An 18160-nucleotide genomic window follows, 5' to 3' on the forward strand; every position below is an offset into this window, starting at 1 on the left:
TAGAAATATTTTTAGTTTAATGTTTCTATTTTAATTTCACTTTTTATTATCTTTATAAAATCATTAGTAGCTAAATCATAAGAAAATGCCGTTGCACTACCGCTTGCTGCACCTAAGCTTAAAGCCTCTTCGTATTTATGATTTTTTAAATATCCTCCAATAAATCCAGCAACCATAGAATCACCTGCACCAACTGAATTTTTGACAATGCCTCTACCTACGTTACTTCTTAATATTTGATTATCTTTTGTAATTAATAGTGCTCCATCTTTACCCATAGACACTAATACATTTTGTGCTCCCATTTCTTTTAATTTATTGCCATAAAATACAACATCATCTATGCTTTCTAGCTTTACATTAAACATTTCTTCCAATTCATTATTATTTGGTTTTATTAAAAATGGCTTATATTTTAATACATTTAAAAGTAATTTTTTGGTAGCATCTACTATTACCTTTATATTTTTATTTTGTATCCTAGCCATTATATTTTCATAAAGTCTTTCATCAAGTGTAGATGGTATACTTCCAGCTAGTACTAATATATCGTCACTATTTAACTTATCTATTTTTTCATATAGCATGTTTAGCTTTTCTTCACAAATATGAGGACCTTGTCCGTTTATCTCAGTTTCTTCTTTTGACTTTACTTTTACATTTATTCTTGTAAATCCATTTTCAAGATTTATAAAATCAGATTTTAAGTTTTTTTCACTTAATATACTTTGTATGTACACTCCTGTAAATCCACTTACAAATCCAAGTGCACAGCTTTCATATCCTAATTCTTTTAATATTAAAGATACGTTTATTCCCTTTCCACCTGGATATACATATTCTTCAACAGTTCTATTTATATCACCCTTTTTTAAATCATCCAATTTAACTACGTAATCTATCGAAGGGTTTAATGTTACTGTATATATCATAATTTCCACCTCTATTTTTTATAGTTTTCTTTTTATAATTTACTTGTTTTTATTTTTAAACTTGGTAAGTTTTATTTATGTACTTATATTACCTCGAAATCATTTTCCCTGAAAGCCAAAAAATTTCTCTTAGTTAAAAGAGAAATTTATCGTTATTCTATTTAATTGTATAGTGACCTTAGTTATTTAAACATATTCACAAACTTATCAAAGCTTTTATTTTCACATATACTTATTACTTTTGCTATTGAATCAACTCTTTTGTATATATTTAAAAACAGTTCTTCATAATCTAATATTTTATCTTTGTCTACAGATAGCATTATTACTAATCTTACGTTTCCTATTTCCCAATGTATAGGATTTTTTAAAATACCTATTGCTATCTTACTTTCATTTATTATTCCATTAGCCCCATGAGGAATCGCAACCATATTTCCAATTTCTGTAGTTGCGATTTTTTCTCTTTCTAAATAAGATTGCTTCATCTCACTATCTATATAATTATTTTCTATAAGTTTGTCAGCCATAAAATTTATAACTTCTTCTTTAGTGTTCATTTTAAGGTCTATGAAAAACAAATCTGGTTGCAGTAAGTTTTTAACTTCTATATCCATATATACTTTTTCAGTTTCTATGTATTTTTCTATAAGCTTTATTTCTTTTTCATTAAGCATTGGTGATACATTTATTACAGGTATATTATCTAAATTAAGAGGTATTGTTGATATTACAAAATCTACATCTATAGCATTTATGTAATCTACCAAATATGAAGGTATTATTTTAAGTATCTCTAGCTTTTCTTTAAATATACTTTCTAATTTTGATTTTATAAGCATAGATGTTCCTATACCCGATGTACAGACTATTATTGTTTTTAATATTTTTTTTTCATTATTTTTAGATGCTCTTTCTAGTGCTCCTCCAACATGAAGAGCAATATTTGAAACCTCATCTTCACATATTTCCATTTTTAAATTTCGTTGTATAGTTTTTTTTGCTATTTTAGCTAACTCAAATGCAAATGGATATTTTATTTTTATATCATTACTATTTATAGTTTGTTGATTTATATCTAATTTATATCTTTTATATAAGTTGTTTATATGATTATACAAACATTCTTCAAATACTTTATCATTACTAATGTCTATAGATGTTGCTACTTTTAAATTTTGAGTAAACTCTTTTATAGAATCTATTATTATGTTTTTATTTTCATCATTATTTAATATAGCATTTCTTTTTTCTTTGTAATTTGATAAATATTGTTTTATGTATTGATTTTCATAATTCAAGTTATCTTTATATTTATTTCTACTTAAATTTATTAATATCTTATTTAAAATATTTTTAAATTCTATATCTGTCAAAATTATCTTTTCTATCTTAAGCATATCTAGCAAGCTCTTTTTAATGCTAAATACATTATCTTTTACCTTTGCACTTAAAAAATCATTTATAATTAGTTCATTGTCTTTTTTATTACACAAATCAATTATACATTTTATAATATCTTCTTCTTGAGCAACTATAAATATCCCTTGTTTATGCTTTGTACCTATATTGAGATTATGCTTTTGTAATATTTTTTTAACTTCTTTTAAGTCATTTTTTACAGTAGATACACTTATATACATTGAATCTGCTAAGTCTTCTAACTTAACTGCATTATCATTTTCTTTGCTTAAATTAAGCATTTCTTTCACAATATAGTGAACTCTATCTATATCATAGTAACTATTATCACTTAAATCTAATTCATCTAAATATCCTTCTATTTTATATCCAACACCTCTTATAGAAATTATTCTACTATTTTTAAGTTCTTTGTTTATATCTTTAACTTCACTTTGAATAGTTTTTGTAGAACATCCTATTTCTTGACTTAAAGCTATACTACTTAGTGCATCAGTACTACTTAATAGTGTTTTTATTATATTTAATTGTCTTGAAGTTATACTTGTTTTCACTAAAATCACCCTTATTTAGAATAATTATTTTTTAAGTTTTGCTAGTGCTGCTGCAAATGGATTATTAAATACTTCTTCATCTTTATTTTGATTTTTTAAATATTTGTTTATATCTTTTTTAGATCCTTTATTTTTTTCTTCTGCTTTTCTTTTATTAAAAGTACTTAATTTTTCTCTATGTCCGCAACTACATACAAATGTTTTTCCTTCACCTTCACCACGAAGTTCTAGCTTTTTATGACATATAGGACATCTTGAATTTGTTACTTGTGAAACAGTTTTTCTTGTATTACATTCTCTGTCTTCACAAACTAGCATTTTACCTTTTTTCCCATTTACTTCAAGCATGAATTTTCCACACTCTGGACATCTATTTTTAGTTAAATTATCATGTTTGAATTTAGAATCACTATTTTTAATTTCTTTAACTACATCTTGTGAATAATTTTTCATATCATTTATAAAGTTATTTTTATTTAATTTTCCTTTTGATATATCTAATAATTTAGATTCCCAAGACGATGTTAATTCTGGTGTTTTTAATTCACTTGGAACTAATTCTAATAATTGTTTTCCTTTTGAAGTTATATAAATATCTTTTCCTTTTTTTTCTAATAAGAATGAATTAAATAACTTTTCTATTATATCTGCTCTTGTAGCAACTGTTCCTAATCCATTTTTCTCCATAGCTGTAAGCAATGTTCCTTCATTTAAGTATCCTGGAGGGTTAGTTTTTCCAGTAGTTTTATTTAACTTAACTACGTTTAATATTTCACCTTCTTTAACTGAAGGTATGCTATCATAACTTTCACCATCTTCACTATCTTTGTAAGTTTCTCTCCATCCTAAGCTTATTACTTTATTTCCTTTTGCACTAAAGTTCTCTCCATTTATTTCACCAGTTATTGAAGTTTGCTCATATTCAAATGGTGGACAAAGAACTGCTAAGAATCTTTTTACAACAAGGTCGTAAATCTTTCTTTCTTTATCACTTAGTTCTCCTAAAAATACTTTTTCTTCAGTTGGTATAATAGCATGGTGATCACTTACTTTTGAATCATCTACGAATGATTTATTCCCATTTATTTTTGATTTTAGTAGCTTATTACAAACTCTAGAATAATCGCTTACATTAACTGCTTTTACTCTATCTGGTAAAGTTTCTACTATATCGCTAGTTAAATATCTAGAATCTGTTCTTGGATAAGTAAGTACTTTATGATATTCATATAGTTTTTGCATTATCGAAAGTGTTTCTTTTGCTGAGTATCCAAATATTTTATTTGCATCTCTTTGTAATTCGGTTAAGTCATATAATGCTGGTGAATATTTTTTCTTATGTGATTTATTAACTTTATTTATTTTTATATCATTATTTTTCACTTTATTTATTGTATTATCTATTTTTTCTTCATTAAAACTATTACTTGAATTAAATTTATCTTGCCATATAAATTTAAGTTGCTCATTTCCCTTACTAGCTACTAAATTTATTCCATAGTAGTTCTTAGGTTTAAATTCCATTATTTCTTTTTCTCTTTTAAGTATCATAGCTATAGTTGGTGTTTGAACTCTACCACAAGAAAGTTGTGCATTATGTTTTGTTGTAAGTGCACGTGTTGCATTTATTCCAACTATCCAGTCAGCTTCTGCTCTTGCTATTGCTGAATGATATAAATTTTCGTACTCTTTTCCATCTTTAAGTTTAGAAAATCCTTCTTTTATAGCTTTATCTGTACTCGATGATATCCATAAACGTTTTAGAGGCTTTTTAACTTGTGCTTTTTCAATTATCCATCTTGCTACAAGCTCCCCTTCACGCCCTGCATCTGTTGCTATTACTATTTCAGATACATCTTCCCTATTCATTTGTGATTTTACTGCATTAAACTGTTTACTGCTTTTTTTAATTACTACTGTTTTTAAATACTTTGGCAATATTGGTAAATCATCTATATTCCAAGATTTATATTTTTCTCCATAACTCTCTGGGTCCGCTAGTGTCACTAAGTGCCCTAGTGCCCATGTTACTATATATTTTGGTCCTTCTATGTATCCATTTTTTACGTTATTACATCCTAATACTTTGGCTATATCTCTTCCTACTGAAGGTTTTTCTGCTAATACTAATATCTTCTTCATATTATTTCCTTTCTCTTAATCCATCTATTTTAATTCTTAATATTATATTTTTTAATACAATAAATACTATAAGTATATTTTAAACTAAATCTAGCCATTTTAAAATTTTATTACATACTATTAAGTACATTAATCTTATATTTATTATAAATTCAATAAATATTATAAGTTAATATTACCATATATTTTAAAAGTAACTAGGGGGTAATGTTTAAAATATATTTTTATTTATATATTTTTATAATATTTAGTTGACAACTTTTCAAAATATATATAATATTATGTAAATAACGCTAATACAAATCAATACCCGATTGAAGCTTTATAGAAGAGCTGTCAAATTATGACACACCGAAGGAGTCGCACTCTCAGGTACTTTTTTATAAGTAGGACTGTAAAGTTTAGGGAACTCTGGAGAGACCTATTATAGGCGCCGAAGGGGCAAGGCAATTTCGCTCAATCTCTCAGGCAAAAGGACAGGGATTATATACTATTTAGTGCTTTTTTGAGTACTTATTTATAGTGTGTCGTTTATCCAGAGCTAAATCTAAATTAGATTTAGCTTTTATTATTTTATATTTTAAATTTGGATAAACTTTCAAAATCTACATTCATTCCTGCCAATTAATTCATTTTACTCCATGGATTTATTTAGCTCTAAAATTTAATCGTTAATAAATACGATAATTAAGGGGTGTTTTATGAATTTAATTGATATCTTAAATCAAGCTAACTCATTTATATGGGGACCACCATTACTAGCATTGCTAGTTGGTACTGGTATTTTATTTTCTTTTAAACTTGGATTCTTGCAAATTACCAAGCTTCCTCTAGCAGCAAAATTAATATTTAAATCTGATAATAATTGTAATGGAGATATTTCTAGTTTTTCAGCTTTATGTACAGCTTTAGCTGCTACTGTTGGTACCGGAAATATTGTTGGTGTTGCTACTGCTATAAAAGTAGGAGGTCCTGGAGCACTATTTTGGATGTGGATTGCTGCATTTTTCGGCATGGCTACAAAATATGCAGAAGGTGTACTTGCTATAAAATATAGAACTAAAGATGAGAATGGACAAGTTTCAGGTGGACCTATGTACTATATATTAAACGGTTTGGGTAAAAAATATAAACCTTTAGCAATGTTCTTTGCTGTAAGTGGTATATTAGTAGCTTTACTTGGAATTGGTACATTTACTCAGGTCAACGCTATAACTGATTCTATTAATGGTAGTTTTGGTATTGATCCTAGATTAACTGGAATAGCTTTAACTTTATTGGTTGCCTTAGTTATCTTCGGAGGTATTAAAAATATTTCAAAAGTTGCTACAACTATTGTGCCTTTTATGTCTTTTACTTATATATCAATATGCTTATTAATTCTTGTAAGTTTTGCAGATAAAATACCTGCCACTTTTTTATTAATATTTAGTGGTGCTTTTAATCCAACTTCTGCCATGGGTGGTTTTTTAGGTGCTAGTGTTTCTATGGCTATTAGAAATGGTATTGCTCGTGGTGTATTTTCAAATGAATCAGGACTTGGTAGTGCACCTATTGCTGCAGCTGCAGCTAAGACTAATTGGCCTGCTCAGCAAGGTCTTGTTTCTATGACAGGTACTTTTATAGATAGTTTAATAATTTGTTCTCTTACTGGTTTTTCACTTATATTGTCTGGAGTATGGCAAGGAGATACAAATGGTGCTCTTATGGCTCAATCTGCTTTTGCAAGTGTGCTTCCTGTAGTTGGACCTCTGTTTTTAACTCTTATTTTAAGCTTATTTGCTTTTACTACTATACTTGGTTGGAGTTACTACGGTGAAAGATGTTTTGAATTCTTATTTGGAACTAAAGGAATAAATGGATATAGGGTGGTCTTTGTATCAATGGTACTTCTTGGTTCCTTCTTAAAGTTAGAGATGATCTGGATAATTGCAGATATTGTAAATGCTCTTATGGCTATACCTAATCTAATAGCTTTAATACTTCTTATGCCAGTGGTTGTTAGTGAAACTAATATTTATATGGACTATTTAAAATCTAATAAGGGTTCTAGTGTTTCTAAAGAGGTTATTTAGTAAACTATGTTTTTTAATAACAAAAAGGATTTATCTTATAATTTCTGATAAATCCTTTTTGTTCTTATCTGCTATTCAACAAATTTTATATATTTTCTTTTGAAAGCAATAGTATTACTTGTGTCATAGTTATTACCAGAGATGTTCTTTTTCTATATGCCATATATCTTCCGTCCCAAGATTCACAGTACTTTTCTTTAAATTTCTTTAATCCTTTAAATGAATAGAAATTTTGCCCATGTAAATATACTTGGAATGCTATTTTTTCTCTTAAGAATGAATATTTTGATCTACCTACATTAGATAAAGGTGCAAGACCCATATTAAATCTAGAGTACCCATTTTCCCTACCCCATTCAAATAAACTTACAAACATAAAGTCCATTATTCCATTACAAGCACTATGTGAAAACCTCATTAAATCAATTGATAATGTTTTATTATCATCATACATCGGCATGATATTTGTAAATCCTTTTATCTCACCATCACTGTTTTTAACTACCGCAATAGGCTCACGGCTTAAGTAATCTATATCAAAGAATCCTATTGAGAATCCTTTTTCTTTTCTACCACCTAGCCATTCATCTGATACACTTTTTATGTCTCTAATAAATTTATCACTAAATGGAGGTTTAACAATTTCAAAGATGTATTCTTCTTTTTCTACCCTTGAAAGTGCATTTCTTACACTTTTCATTTTTCTTCCTTGAAGTGTAAATTCTTTTAAGTTAACCGCTGCTTCTTCACCCAATTTCATGAATTCATATCCAGTTTCATGAAGATATGGAATTAGCGTTTTATCTATTGAACAAAATACTGGAGTATATCCATATTTATCTCCTAAATCATATAATTCTTGTATTGAATCAAATATCTTTTCTTTATTTCCTACTGGATTTCCTAATATAACAATCTTATTAGCATAAATTTGATACTGCATAAAAACATCTTTGTCCTTATTAAAATAAACAAATTTATCATCTAAATAAACAAAATGTATAACAGAATTCCCTTCAAATTTATTTAAAACTAAATTTACATCTTCCTCACAATCACTTAATTTAACTCTAGGAAAATCATTTTTTCTATTCTTATAATATAAAATACCTAAAAATAGTAATGATACTATAAATCCTACTGCACTAATTAACAACATACTATTTCCATAATTTTTAATGTGCTGTATTTTATAGTTAGTTAATGGTATTTTTCCTATTATCCCATGTAAATTAACATATACTGTGTATAAATATAATATTTGAAAAGAAAACAGTATTAAAATATCTTGGAAAAATATTCCCCATCTCATTACAAAATTTTCTCTATAATATTGTTTTTTACTAATCCAAAGTAAAGTACCTACACCTATTAGATATATGGTTCTACTATAGTCTACATCACCTATAAAAGTAACTAAGATTGCCAATGTAACTAAACCTAGTGTTAATTTATATATTTTTTTAGATTTATAAATTAACAATCTAGATATAGCAATTAATAAAAACCCTACTATTATTCCGACTTTGTCCACTGGGTGCATTATGGATAAATAATATGCTTTTTTGACAATTTCTATTTTATCTACTACATCCGGAATTGCTTCATTTATTAATAAAATAACGCCTGATAAAAATACTAAAATTATTATTCCTATATGCGCTGCTTTTGATAAAGCAGTTGTTATTATGTCAGCAATATCTTCATCTATTTTCAGCCACATTTCATGTGCATACAATAAAAGGCCTATTATAAGTGGTATTAAGTAATATGATGCTCTATATAAAAATATAGCTAGCAATACTTTTTCTGAAGGTACATCAAAAGCTCTAAGACCTATTATCAAACTTAAATCAAATGAACCAATCCCACCTGGAGACATACTTACAATAGCTACAAGAATAGCTATAATAAATATAGGTATAAATTCAAAAATTTCTATTTTTACATCTAATATAATTAATATCCCGTAAACTAAGACTAAAGTACTTATCCACTCTGCAGTTGATATAAGTATTATTTTAACAGCATCTTTAACAGCTACTTTTTCTACATCTACACCTTTTATATATTTATAAATTAAATATACTGTTAAAACAGGTATGTATAAACTTATTAAAATTGTTACTACATTTATAAGGCTATTAAATTTCAAATCACTAAGATTAGTTAATACATAGCCCAAACAAACTATTGAAAAACCTGTAAAGTTTAAAGCTACAATTTTAGATATTTCTTTAATTAAAACTTTATTATCTTTTACATGTTCTTTATAAAAATTATTTTTTAATCCAATAGCAGTACTTCCTCCAAAACCAGCTACACTTGCTATTGAACTAGCTATCCATGAAAACTTATATAATTTTTTATTGTCTAAATCTATTCCTGCCCTCTTTTTTAATACAAAGTCATACAGACTAAGTGGCAAATATGATATAATTCCTAAGCCTATTATTATGCAAATATTTATTATAGTTAATTTATCTGCATAAGTTTTAAATGTCTTAAGATCAAAAGAGGTAATTACCCCTATAGACTCTTTTATTACTATAAAAAATATAAATAATGCAAATAAAATTTTACATGTCTTTGTAATTTTATCTTTATTTAATTTCATAATATTATTCTCCCTATTTTGTGTCATTATTTTTTGCTTTTTTTAGCAACATATCCTTATTTTATCATATATTATTTATTTAGTTTCTTACATTTTCTTAATATTTCTATGCAAAACGTTTTTTATAAGCTTTTTAATGTTCTTTTATATAGTATAAATAATTTTATATTTTTTCTTTAAAAATAATTTTTCTTTAATAGTTATGTGTAATATCAATACTTAATATGTAACTATTTATATCAATAATTAAATACAACACAAACACAATCATAAGGAGTTAGTCATAATAAGTTATATATATTTTAATGTAGAAAAAAGATAAGGTATATTAGAATTCTTTAATATTAAAAATAATATTTTATACTAAAAAAAGATGTAGCTAAATTTATATAAAATAATTTATCTACATCTTTTTTAAATTTAATTATGTCCTAATTTAGCAACTTTTATAAATTTTTCCATAGGTATTAATGCCATAAGAATTGCAGTTAATACAGATTCTACACCTGCACTTGAGAAGTTATATACAATTGAGTATAGTAAAGGGTTCATGCCTGGTGGTGCATACATTCCAAAGAATACATATCCAGATATAGTACTTACAATAGTTCCCATTATTCCTGCAAATAAACAACCTAAAATAATTTTACTTTTTTTATCATTTCCAAAACTTCCCGCTAAACCTAAAGCCATCTGAGCCAATATATAATCAAGTATAAATTGTATCGGGTGCATTATAACACCACCATTTAAAAGCTTTAGTACTCCAAATATTAATCCAGCGGTAAGACCTGGACCTCTTCCGTATATTAATGCTACCATCATAATTGGCAATGTAGAGAATAATGTAATTCCTCCTCCTTGAGGGTAACTTATGAACTTAATCATGTATAGTACATAAGCTATTGCAACCATTACAGATATTGTAATCATAACTTTAGTCGTAAGCTTAGTCTTTTTCATTTCTAAAGCATAAAGCCCTAACAATATAACACTTATTATTGATATTGATATAATCATATTTTTACTCCTACTTATATAGTTTTGTAAGCCATATGCCAAAATTCCATTTCATATAAACTTGCTTTTACAAATATTTCTGTTAATTTATTTTTTTCTTTTTCAGTTATATTTTTACATGCTATATCAACATACTCTATCCATTCTTTTGTAAATTTATAAAACTCTTCATCACAATACATTTCAATCCACTCTTTATAATAATTATTTTCCAACCTATCATTATATTGTTCTTTTAAGTGTTTACCTATATAGTAATAACTCCACGTACATGGAAGGGTACACATTGCTATCTCATTTAAACTTCCGGTTAAAGATATTGCCTGCATGTAGCTTGTGTAGCTATTTGTTACAAGATGATAATCAAGATTTTCTGCATCCTTTACCAAAATTCCTAATTTTTCCATATATTGTAGATGTATCGCTGTTTCATTTTCCATAGTTCCTTTTATAGAATTATAGAAAAATTTCATTTCATCCATAGTTTCTGCTTTTACAACTCCCATAGAAAATACCTTTGCAAATTCCTTTAAGTATAAATAATCTTGCACTAAATAATCTTTAAATTTATCCTTAGGTAAAGTTCCTTCCCCTATTTCAACTATAAATGGATGCTTTAAATAGCCTTGCCATATATCTTTACTTGCCTCAAATAAATAATCTGTAAATTTCATATTCCAAATCTCCTCATTAAATAAAATTTTAATATTTTAGTAGTAAAATTATTTAAGTAAAACTTAAATAATTTATACGATTGATAATTCCTTTATCATTTCTAATTTTGCATATTTATTTAACTTGTTCTCATCTAAGCTATATACCTCATCCATTAAATTAACTTTAAACGTTCCGATTTTAGGATTATTAACATTTGCTAATTCACCACTCAAAGACATTGTAAGCATCCCCATAGTTGCACCTTCTATCGTTTTTTCACTACAAGCTATATAACTCCCTATTAAACTAGCGCTCATACAACCTGTTCCCGTTATACTTTTTAGTTTTGAAGTCCCATTATTTATTTTATAAACTATATCTCCATCAGTTACTATGTCAGTTTTTCCAGTAGCTACTACTACACATTCTAGCTTCTTAGCAACTTTTTTTATTATTTCACTTGCATCGTCATCGTCATCAAAAGAATCTACACCTTTTCCTTTTACATCAAATCCACCAATAAACTTAATCTCAGCTATATTTCCTTTTACTACATCAAATTTAACTTCATTTAAAAGTTTATTTGTAAGTTCTGTTCTTGCTTTAGTTGCAAATACTCCTACTGGATCTAGTATTACAGGTTTCTTATATTTATTTGCAGATTTACCTGCTATTAAATATAAATTTAATAGTTCTGAATTCATAGTCCCTATATTTATGACAACAGAACTTGCAATACTAACAATATCTTCAACTTCCTCGTATGAAAAACTCATTAAAGGACTTGCACCTACAGCTAATGTAATGTTTGCACAGTCATTTATCGTTACATTATTTGTATAATGAAGTACAAGTGGATTTAATTCTTTTACCTTTTTTATTAATTTAAACATCTCTATTCCCCCTAATAATCTTTTATTTATATAAAAAAAGCTATACCTAATTAGGTATAGCTTTCTATTTACATAGCTAAAATTCAAATATTGTTATATTCATATTCTAAGTTTATATAAAAGCTTTCCTACGCTGGCATTATCCAGATCAAGTATAAGGGTCAGTCTATCCTCTCAGCCAATTGGCTCCCCTAGCTTATTTTTATTTTATTTTATTTTATACTTTCATTATAATACTTTAATCTCTATTGTCAACTAAAAAACGCCAAAATAAAAGACAATAAATTTAATAGTTATAACTATCAAATCTAATGTCTTTTACCAAAGCATCTTAAACAATTAGCTTTTACCTCTTATTCGATTTATTAAATAACATTTACTACCTAGCATTTAGTTACCTATTGGCAATTAACCTTATAAGCTAGCAGACATAAATTAAAATGAGGTTATCTTAATTTAGATAAGTTATCTAATACGATATCAATAGATATCTAATCACCTAAACACCCAATAGATACTAGTAAAAGGTTAGGTTATAGCCTAGCTTTTATCTAGTGCATTTAGATACAAAATTAATCTTAATTAACTTTGTAATAATATATTAACCATTTTTATTGTTTTAATTCATAATTTATATAATTTTTTATATTAATTTAATTTACAATTTTTAATACTGATAAAATCCAAAATCTGCATCTACTGAAAACTTATCTCTACTTAATAAGCCTCCATATGATATTACTAAACTATAAAGTTGATCTGCTAAATTTCTGCTTATTACTACTTTGTATCCATCAACTTCATATATTTCATCATTTTCTGTTATTTCATCTAATTCAATATCAAGTTTTGCATCATCATGCATAGTTATACATCTTGTACGTACTCTTATGTTTTTATGTTCACTATTTTGCATTAACTTTTCAAGTTCTGGTTTTGCGCTTTGTGTTATAAGTATATCCATAATTTTCTCCTATGTAATTATTTAACTTTTATATTTTTACTAGGTATAATACCCAATTGTCCCAAATATAACACATATTTATATAGGTGTAAAGTATCTTAAAATGCTTTTATTTCTATATTAGAATACTTATTTTCTTTTCTTTTTGTATATTATATATCCCAAAACCAATACTATTATTGATGATATTGTCGATATGAAAACTTTATATTTTGGAAATATATTATTCAAAGTTTCACCCTTTTTAATTATTTCAACTTTGTTTGAATGTATATCCATATCTCCGCCATGTTCTTTACAAGCCCTATTAAACTGCCCCGTTACTTTTATACTATCGCCCTTCTTGTTATAGCCTCCATAAGCTTCAACTTTTTTTGCATCTTCACTATTCATATAAATTCCCATTGCACTAGTTTTATCATTTATGTTTATCCAAGTATAATTATTTCTACTTAATGGTTCTCCAATAGCTTCACCTTTTACAACTATTTGTTTTTTATCAAAGTTTTTTCCATTTTCAATTAAATTATTCAAACTAGATTCTTGTGCATTAATTTTTATAGGTACTATTAAAAATGCAAAAATAGTTACTCTTAATAAATTCCTTCTTATTTTCTCATACATACTTTTTTTATACCCCCAATAGTAAATCCTACTAAAGCAAATACTGATATAAATTCTAATCTACCTAAATACATTGCTATTATATAAAATACCTTTAGTACTTGTGGCATTGTAACAGATGTTATTCCTATTGATAATCCAACATTTCCAGTTACAGATGCTGATTCAAATGCTGAATCCAAAATTGGATAATCATAGTAACAACCTATCATTGTGCCTATCACAAACAATATAATATATAAAAGTATTATTAATGCACTAGATTTTACTATATCACTATCTAGCACATGATCTTTTAGATTATGAAATTTAAACACCTTTACTCTTCGCTCAGATATCAATGATTTTTTAATTTCTGCTATAAATCCTTTAAATACAATACCTATTCTAAGAGCTTTAAATCCACCTGCTGTTGAACAAGCACAACCTCCAAGCAACATTGCTATTATCATTATTAAATTAGCAAAATTCCCCCATTCTAATGAAAATTGTCTTGCATAGAGATTCATAAATCCAGTTGTAGTATGAGCAGATATCAATCCGTAAACACCTTTTCTAAAAATTGATAACGCATCTGGATATACACTAAGTTTTGTTAATCCTTTTATTATAAAAAATGATGTAATCATTATTGTTATAAAAAAGCTTTGTATTTCTATATTTTTATAAATTTCTTTTTTATTTCCTTTCCATACAGAATAATGGAATCCAAAGTTTAATGCTCCTAATATACAAAATATTATTGTAACTATTTCATATGAAAAACTATGATAGTAAAGCATATTTTGACTCATTGGAGAAAATCCACCCGTACTCCATGCTGATGCAAATACACAAACCGCGTGATATAGGGAACTTAGTGGCTTTAATCCTATATACATTCCGTTTAACCAAAATATAAAGGTTCCTAATAAAAAATATAACAAACTTATTTGCCAAATTAATCTTGTTGTGTGTTTTACATTCGGAACGAGTTCAACATCTTTTCCTTCTCCAACGTACATCTTATATGCACCTTGAGTTTTTGCTGATAAAAACGTTAATGCTAGTACAACCATGCCTTGTCCACCGACAAATGTTAAGATATGTCTCCATATATTTAAACTTCTACTTACATGATCTAAATCTTGTAATAAAAATACACCTGTAGTTGTAAATCCACTCATTACATCAAAGCAAGCATCTACAAATGACATCATATGGCTACTTAAATAATATGGTATCGCACATAAAATCATAAGTAAAATCCATGATAACGATGCTATTATTAATCCATGTTTCCACTCCATATACAATTTATCTTTATTTACATTACCTAGTATCATTAATGTAAATCCTATTATTAAAGATATATTCATACTTATGAGAAAATCTAATAGCGGTTCATATTCTTTTGTAAACAAAGCTATTACTATAGGTATTAACATAAGTAGCGCAGTCCCTATAACAATGTATCCAGTATAATAGCTTATTACTTTTAAATCATCTATATTTCTTTTAGCTGTTTTCATAATTTACCCCACCTACATAACATTTGTCATAAATAACAAAATTACTACTAATATGCTCATATATGATATTTCTTTAAATATACCATTAACTATGTTTTTAAATTTTAACATCGGATCCCCCTAATTTTAAAGTCAACTAAATTTTAATTGCTGACTATATTAAAACAACTCTATATCAAATTTATTAATTTTTAAATAAATATTTTTCTAGTACTGAGTATGCTTTCTTATTCTCATTTACCATATTTTTACTATCTGTTACTAACACTACTTTGTCATGTTCTTGTATTATTGTATCTCCCTTTGGATATATTACATGACCTTCTCTAAATATAGAAACTATAACGCTATCAATTGGCATTTTAAGATTTTTTATAGCTTTATTACACCATACAATCTTTTTATCTATTTCAACCTCTACAAGCACCATTTCTCCTCTTTCAAAAGTCTGTATTATCTTTATCTTGTCACTTTCACATTCCCATTCTATTAAGTTGGTTATTACTTGTGTACTACATACTGTGCTATCTACACCTAATAGTTTAAAAAGTTTTTGATTTTTAGGATTATTTACTCTCGCTATTGTATGTTGTATATCAAAATTCTTTTTGCTAACCTGACATATTATTAAATTTTCTTCATCTTTACCCGTAACCGCAGCTACTACATCCGCTACATCTATATCTGCATCTTTTAATACCTCTATATCCGTACCATCCCCATTTATTATTTCTATATCAATTTCATCTGATATCTTTTCACATAATTTTTTATCTTTTTCTATCAATGTTATATCGTGTTTTTTATTTTTTAATGTTTTTATAAGATAAAAACCTACTTTTCCTCCACCAATTACTATAACTTTCATAACTTACTCCTCTTTAACATCATAATTTTTTTAAATTCTAGACTTTAAATCTTCTATACTTAATTTAATCGGATTTATATAGTCCAAATTTAGTGATATATATATTCTTTCTTTATTTGCATCAACTACTTTTGCTATAACTTTTTTAACGTTAAATACATTTTTAGCTACCTGACATGAGGTTATATTTACACTATCATTTTGAGTTAATGCTAAAAACATATCTGCGTGTTCTATACCCGCTTCTTTTAATATGTCTATATCATATTCAATGCCTAATATCCTTGTCGCGTTTAACCCACTTCCAAGAGAATCTAGTTTACCTTTATCCCTGTCTACTATTACCAAGTCATTCCCCTCATCTATAAGTTCTTGTGCTAGAGTTGAACCAATTCTTCCACATCCAGCTATTATGATATACATATTTTTCACTCCCTAAATTTATATTTACTTTGAATTGTATTACTTTTTGATGCTACTTGTGTGTAAAATTTATGTTAAAAATATTATAAGAATATTTTTAATTTTTAAAAATAGTCAAATATTGAAATGATTGATTACTAAACTTGCATAGATAGTTTAATTTATATCTTAACAAAGTAAAAACACACTAAAAAAACGTAAATTAATACGCTTTTTAGTGTGTTTTCTCTTTATATAAATTTGATTTTATAATGTCTATTATTATAGTTGTATATTCTCTTAAAAGATAATTGAACCTAATTTTAAAAGGAGTATATGATGATAATCCTTCATTTTTAACATTTAAAATATTCGCTATGAGCATCGACCTATAAAGGTAAAATTCATTGATTTATACATTACCTAAGCTTTAGATGTGATTTCATCTCTGCCTTGACCACCTGATACTATAATATCTACGCTTTTATTTAATTCATAGTATTTAAGCGCTTCGTCTAATCTAGATTTTAAAGTTTTACCTACTTTATCTCCTTAACTCTTCCGACAATTCCACTTTCAAGCATTACTTTTATGCCGTGATGGTGATTAGGTGAATTTGTAAGTATTCTTGATACTATGCCTTCAGTTAATTTACCACTAGGTTGGTCTTGTTTTTGAACTACTAAAACCCTAGATCCTACTTTAATATCATTTCTTTTAGTTCCATCCATGCTTTTATTACCTCTATTTTCTATATTTTAAAATTTATCTTTAGTTTAACATGTTTTCTTATATATGTTAATTAAAGTTCTTTATATATATAATTTTATAATTTATTAAAGTATATTTATTTTCATTTTATTTATAATAATTAACAATCATGTCCTTTATCACAACATTCATCACAATCTGAAGTAATCGGTATTAGTATAGGGCAATTATTGCTGCCACACCCTTTTAAACATTTTACTGTATCTTTAAATGAATCTTCTAAATACTCTATGATACCCTCTATATAGTCTTGTTGTTTTATAGCATCATCTATGGCTTCTATAGCCTTAGTTTGATGTGGTATCGCTTCATTTAATTTTTCTATTGCATCTGCTAAGTCACTTTGAGCCGCTAGTAAATCATTAGCTAATTTTGCTAATTGAGTACCTATATCTGCTAAATCATTTCCTACATCATCTATATTTGTATTAGCTAGTGCTTGATTAGTTTGTGCTTTTTCTAAAGCATCCTCTAACTTTTCATTCTTATTTTCAAGCACTTCTATAAGGTCGTAAGTTTTTTCTATATAACAATCACATTTTTTATAACCCTCTTTAGAGTTTTTGCATTCATAGTAAGCTACTTCACATTCTGGTTTGCAGTTTTTACTTTTGCATCTATTATCACATTTACCATCATATTTATTGTCATATTTTCTGTATATCATCAATCATTACCATCCTTATTAATTAATATTTTAGAGGTTAG

General features: G+C 26.7%; 15 protein-coding genes and 2 riboswitches. Of the genes, 1 reads left to right on the forward strand and 14 read right to left on the reverse strand.

The features are described 5' to 3' along the window. Positions 1–11 precede the first annotated feature (11 nt). The 3 genes from pfkB to QOZ84_RS03595 form a co-directional block, all read right to left on the reverse strand. Positions 12–932, reverse strand: a complete 921-nt coding sequence (gene pfkB, locus QOZ84_RS03585) for a 1-phosphofructokinase (RefSeq protein WP_284131586.1) — start codon at positions 930–932, stop codon at positions 12–14. A gap of 182 nt (positions 933–1114) precedes the next feature. Beyond that, entirely contained in the window at positions 1115–2908 is a 1794-nt protein-coding gene (locus tag QOZ84_RS03590; protein WP_284131587.1) for a BglG family transcription antiterminator, read from the reverse strand. Positions 2909–2932: 24 nt separating this feature from the next. Next, positions 2933–5050 carry a DNA topoisomerase III gene (locus QOZ84_RS03595; protein ID WP_284131588.1) on the reverse strand — a complete coding sequence of 706 codons (2118 nt, stop codon included), beginning with the start codon at positions 5048–5050 and terminating at the stop codon, positions 2933–2935. Between the two features lie 401 nt (positions 5051–5451). Continuing rightward, a riboswitch (glycine riboswitch) is annotated at positions 5452–5540 on the forward strand. 211 nt (positions 5541–5751) lie between these two features. Here QOZ84_RS03595 and QOZ84_RS03600 point away from each other — a divergent pair. Next, positions 5752–7125, forward strand: coding sequence for an alanine/glycine:cation symporter family protein (locus QOZ84_RS03600; protein WP_284131589.1), 1374 nt, complete (start codon positions 5752–5754; stop codon positions 7123–7125). An 85-nt stretch (positions 7126–7210) separates the two neighbouring features. On the opposite strand, the gene mprF is transcribed toward QOZ84_RS03600, so the two are convergent. From mprF to QOZ84_RS03655, 11 genes are all read right to left on the reverse strand, one after another. Next, on the reverse strand, positions 7211–9742 hold the full coding sequence (mprF, locus tag QOZ84_RS03605; RefSeq protein WP_284131590.1) for a bifunctional lysylphosphatidylglycerol flippase/synthetase MprF: 2532 nt from the start codon (positions 9740–9742) through the stop codon (positions 7211–7213). 420 nt (positions 9743–10162) lie between these two features. Beyond that, positions 10163–10762: an energy-coupled thiamine transporter ThiT gene (gene thiT / locus QOZ84_RS03610; protein ID WP_284131591.1), complete on the reverse strand. Its 600-nt coding sequence runs from the start codon at positions 10760–10762 to the stop codon at positions 10163–10165. 14 nt (positions 10763–10776) lie between these two features. Beyond that, the gene (gene tenA / locus QOZ84_RS03615; RefSeq protein ID WP_284131592.1) at positions 10777–11436 is read right to left on the reverse strand and encodes a thiaminase II; all 660 of its coding nucleotides are present in this window, start codon (positions 11434–11436) and stop codon (positions 10777–10779) included. A 72-nt stretch (positions 11437–11508) separates the two neighbouring features. Continuing rightward, positions 11509–12312: a hydroxyethylthiazole kinase gene (gene thiM / locus QOZ84_RS03620; protein WP_284131593.1), complete on the reverse strand. Its 804-nt coding sequence runs from the start codon at positions 12310–12312 to the stop codon at positions 11509–11511. A gap of 108 nt (positions 12313–12420) precedes the next feature. Beyond that, positions 12421–12515, reverse strand: a riboswitch (TPP riboswitch). Positions 12516–12979: 464 nt separating this feature from the next. Beyond that, positions 12980–13276, reverse strand: a complete 297-nt coding sequence (locus QOZ84_RS03625) for a hypothetical protein (RefSeq protein ID WP_284131594.1) — start codon at positions 13274–13276, stop codon at positions 12980–12982. Positions 13277–13405: 129 nt separating this feature from the next. Then, positions 13406–13900: a hypothetical protein gene (locus tag QOZ84_RS03630; protein WP_284131595.1), complete on the reverse strand. Its 495-nt coding sequence runs from the start codon at positions 13898–13900 to the stop codon at positions 13406–13408. Then, positions 13885–15411: a TrkH family potassium uptake protein gene (locus QOZ84_RS03635; RefSeq protein ID WP_284131596.1), complete on the reverse strand. Its 1527-nt coding sequence runs from the start codon at positions 15409–15411 to the stop codon at positions 13885–13887. Before QOZ84_RS03635 ends, QOZ84_RS03630 begins: the two co-directional genes overlap by 16 nt. 184 nt (positions 15412–15595) lie before the next feature. Continuing rightward, entirely contained in the window at positions 15596–16279 is a 684-nt protein-coding gene (locus QOZ84_RS03640; RefSeq protein ID WP_284131597.1) for a potassium channel family protein, read from the reverse strand. A gap of 30 nt (positions 16280–16309) precedes the next feature. Further along, positions 16310–16702, reverse strand: coding sequence for a potassium channel family protein (locus QOZ84_RS03645; protein ID WP_284131598.1), 393 nt, complete (start codon positions 16700–16702; stop codon positions 16310–16312). Positions 16703–17220: 518 nt separating this feature from the next. Continuing rightward, entirely contained in the window at positions 17221–17412 is a 192-nt protein-coding gene (locus tag QOZ84_RS03650) for a YwbE family protein (protein ID WP_284131599.1), read from the reverse strand. 140 nt (positions 17413–17552) lie between these two features. Continuing rightward, positions 17553–18122, reverse strand: a complete 570-nt coding sequence (locus QOZ84_RS03655; RefSeq protein ID WP_284131600.1) for a coiled-coil domain-containing protein — start codon at positions 18120–18122, stop codon at positions 17553–17555. Positions 18123–18160 lie beyond the last annotated feature (38 nt).

Source organism: Romboutsia sedimentorum, from assembly GCF_030131845.1.
Taxonomy (GTDB): Bacteria; Bacillota; Clostridia; order Peptostreptococcales; family Peptostreptococcaceae; genus Romboutsia_D; species Romboutsia_D sedimentorum.

Excerpts from the sequence above, each read along its gene's own strand:
- pfkB (WP_284131586.1), bottom strand. The coding sequence starts at position 932 with ATGATATATACAGTAACATTAAACCCTTCGATAGATTACGTAGTTAAA.
- QOZ84_RS03595 (WP_284131588.1), bottom strand. The coding sequence starts at position 5,050 with ATGAAGAAGATATTAGTATTAGCAGAAAAACCTTCAGTAGGAAGAGAT.
- QOZ84_RS03600 (WP_284131589.1), top strand. The coding sequence starts at position 5,752 with ATGAATTTAATTGATATCTTAAATCAAGCTAACTCATTTATATGGGGA.
- mprF (WP_284131590.1), bottom strand. The coding sequence starts at position 9,742 with ATGAAATTAAATAAAGATAAAATTACAAAGACATGTAAAATTTTATTT.
- thiT (WP_284131591.1), bottom strand. The coding sequence starts at position 10,762 with ATGATTATATCAATATCAATAATAAGTGTTATATTGTTAGGGCTTTAT.
- tenA (WP_284131592.1), bottom strand. The coding sequence starts at position 11,436 with ATGAAATTTACAGATTATTTATTTGAGGCAAGTAAAGATATATGGCAA.
- thiM (WP_284131593.1), bottom strand. The coding sequence starts at position 12,312 with ATGTTTAAATTAATAAAAAAGGTAAAAGAATTAAATCCACTTGTACTT.
- QOZ84_RS03625 (WP_284131594.1), bottom strand. The coding sequence starts at position 13,276 with ATGGATATACTTATAACACAAAGCGCAAAACCAGAACTTGAAAAGTTA.
- QOZ84_RS03630 (WP_284131595.1), bottom strand. The coding sequence starts at position 13,900 with ATGTATGAGAAAATAAGAAGGAATTTATTAAGAGTAACTATTTTTGCA.
- QOZ84_RS03635 (WP_284131596.1), bottom strand. The coding sequence starts at position 15,411 with ATGAAAACAGCTAAAAGAAATATAGATGATTTAAAAGTAATAAGCTAT.
- QOZ84_RS03640 (WP_284131597.1), bottom strand. The coding sequence starts at position 16,279 with ATGAAAGTTATAGTAATTGGTGGAGGAAAAGTAGGTTTTTATCTTATA.
- QOZ84_RS03645 (WP_284131598.1), bottom strand. The coding sequence starts at position 16,702 with ATGTATATCATAATAGCTGGATGTGGAAGAATTGGTTCAACTCTAGCA.
- QOZ84_RS03650 (WP_284131599.1), bottom strand. The coding sequence starts at position 17,412 with ATGGATGGAACTAAAAGAAATGATATTAAAGTAGGATCTAGGGTTTTA.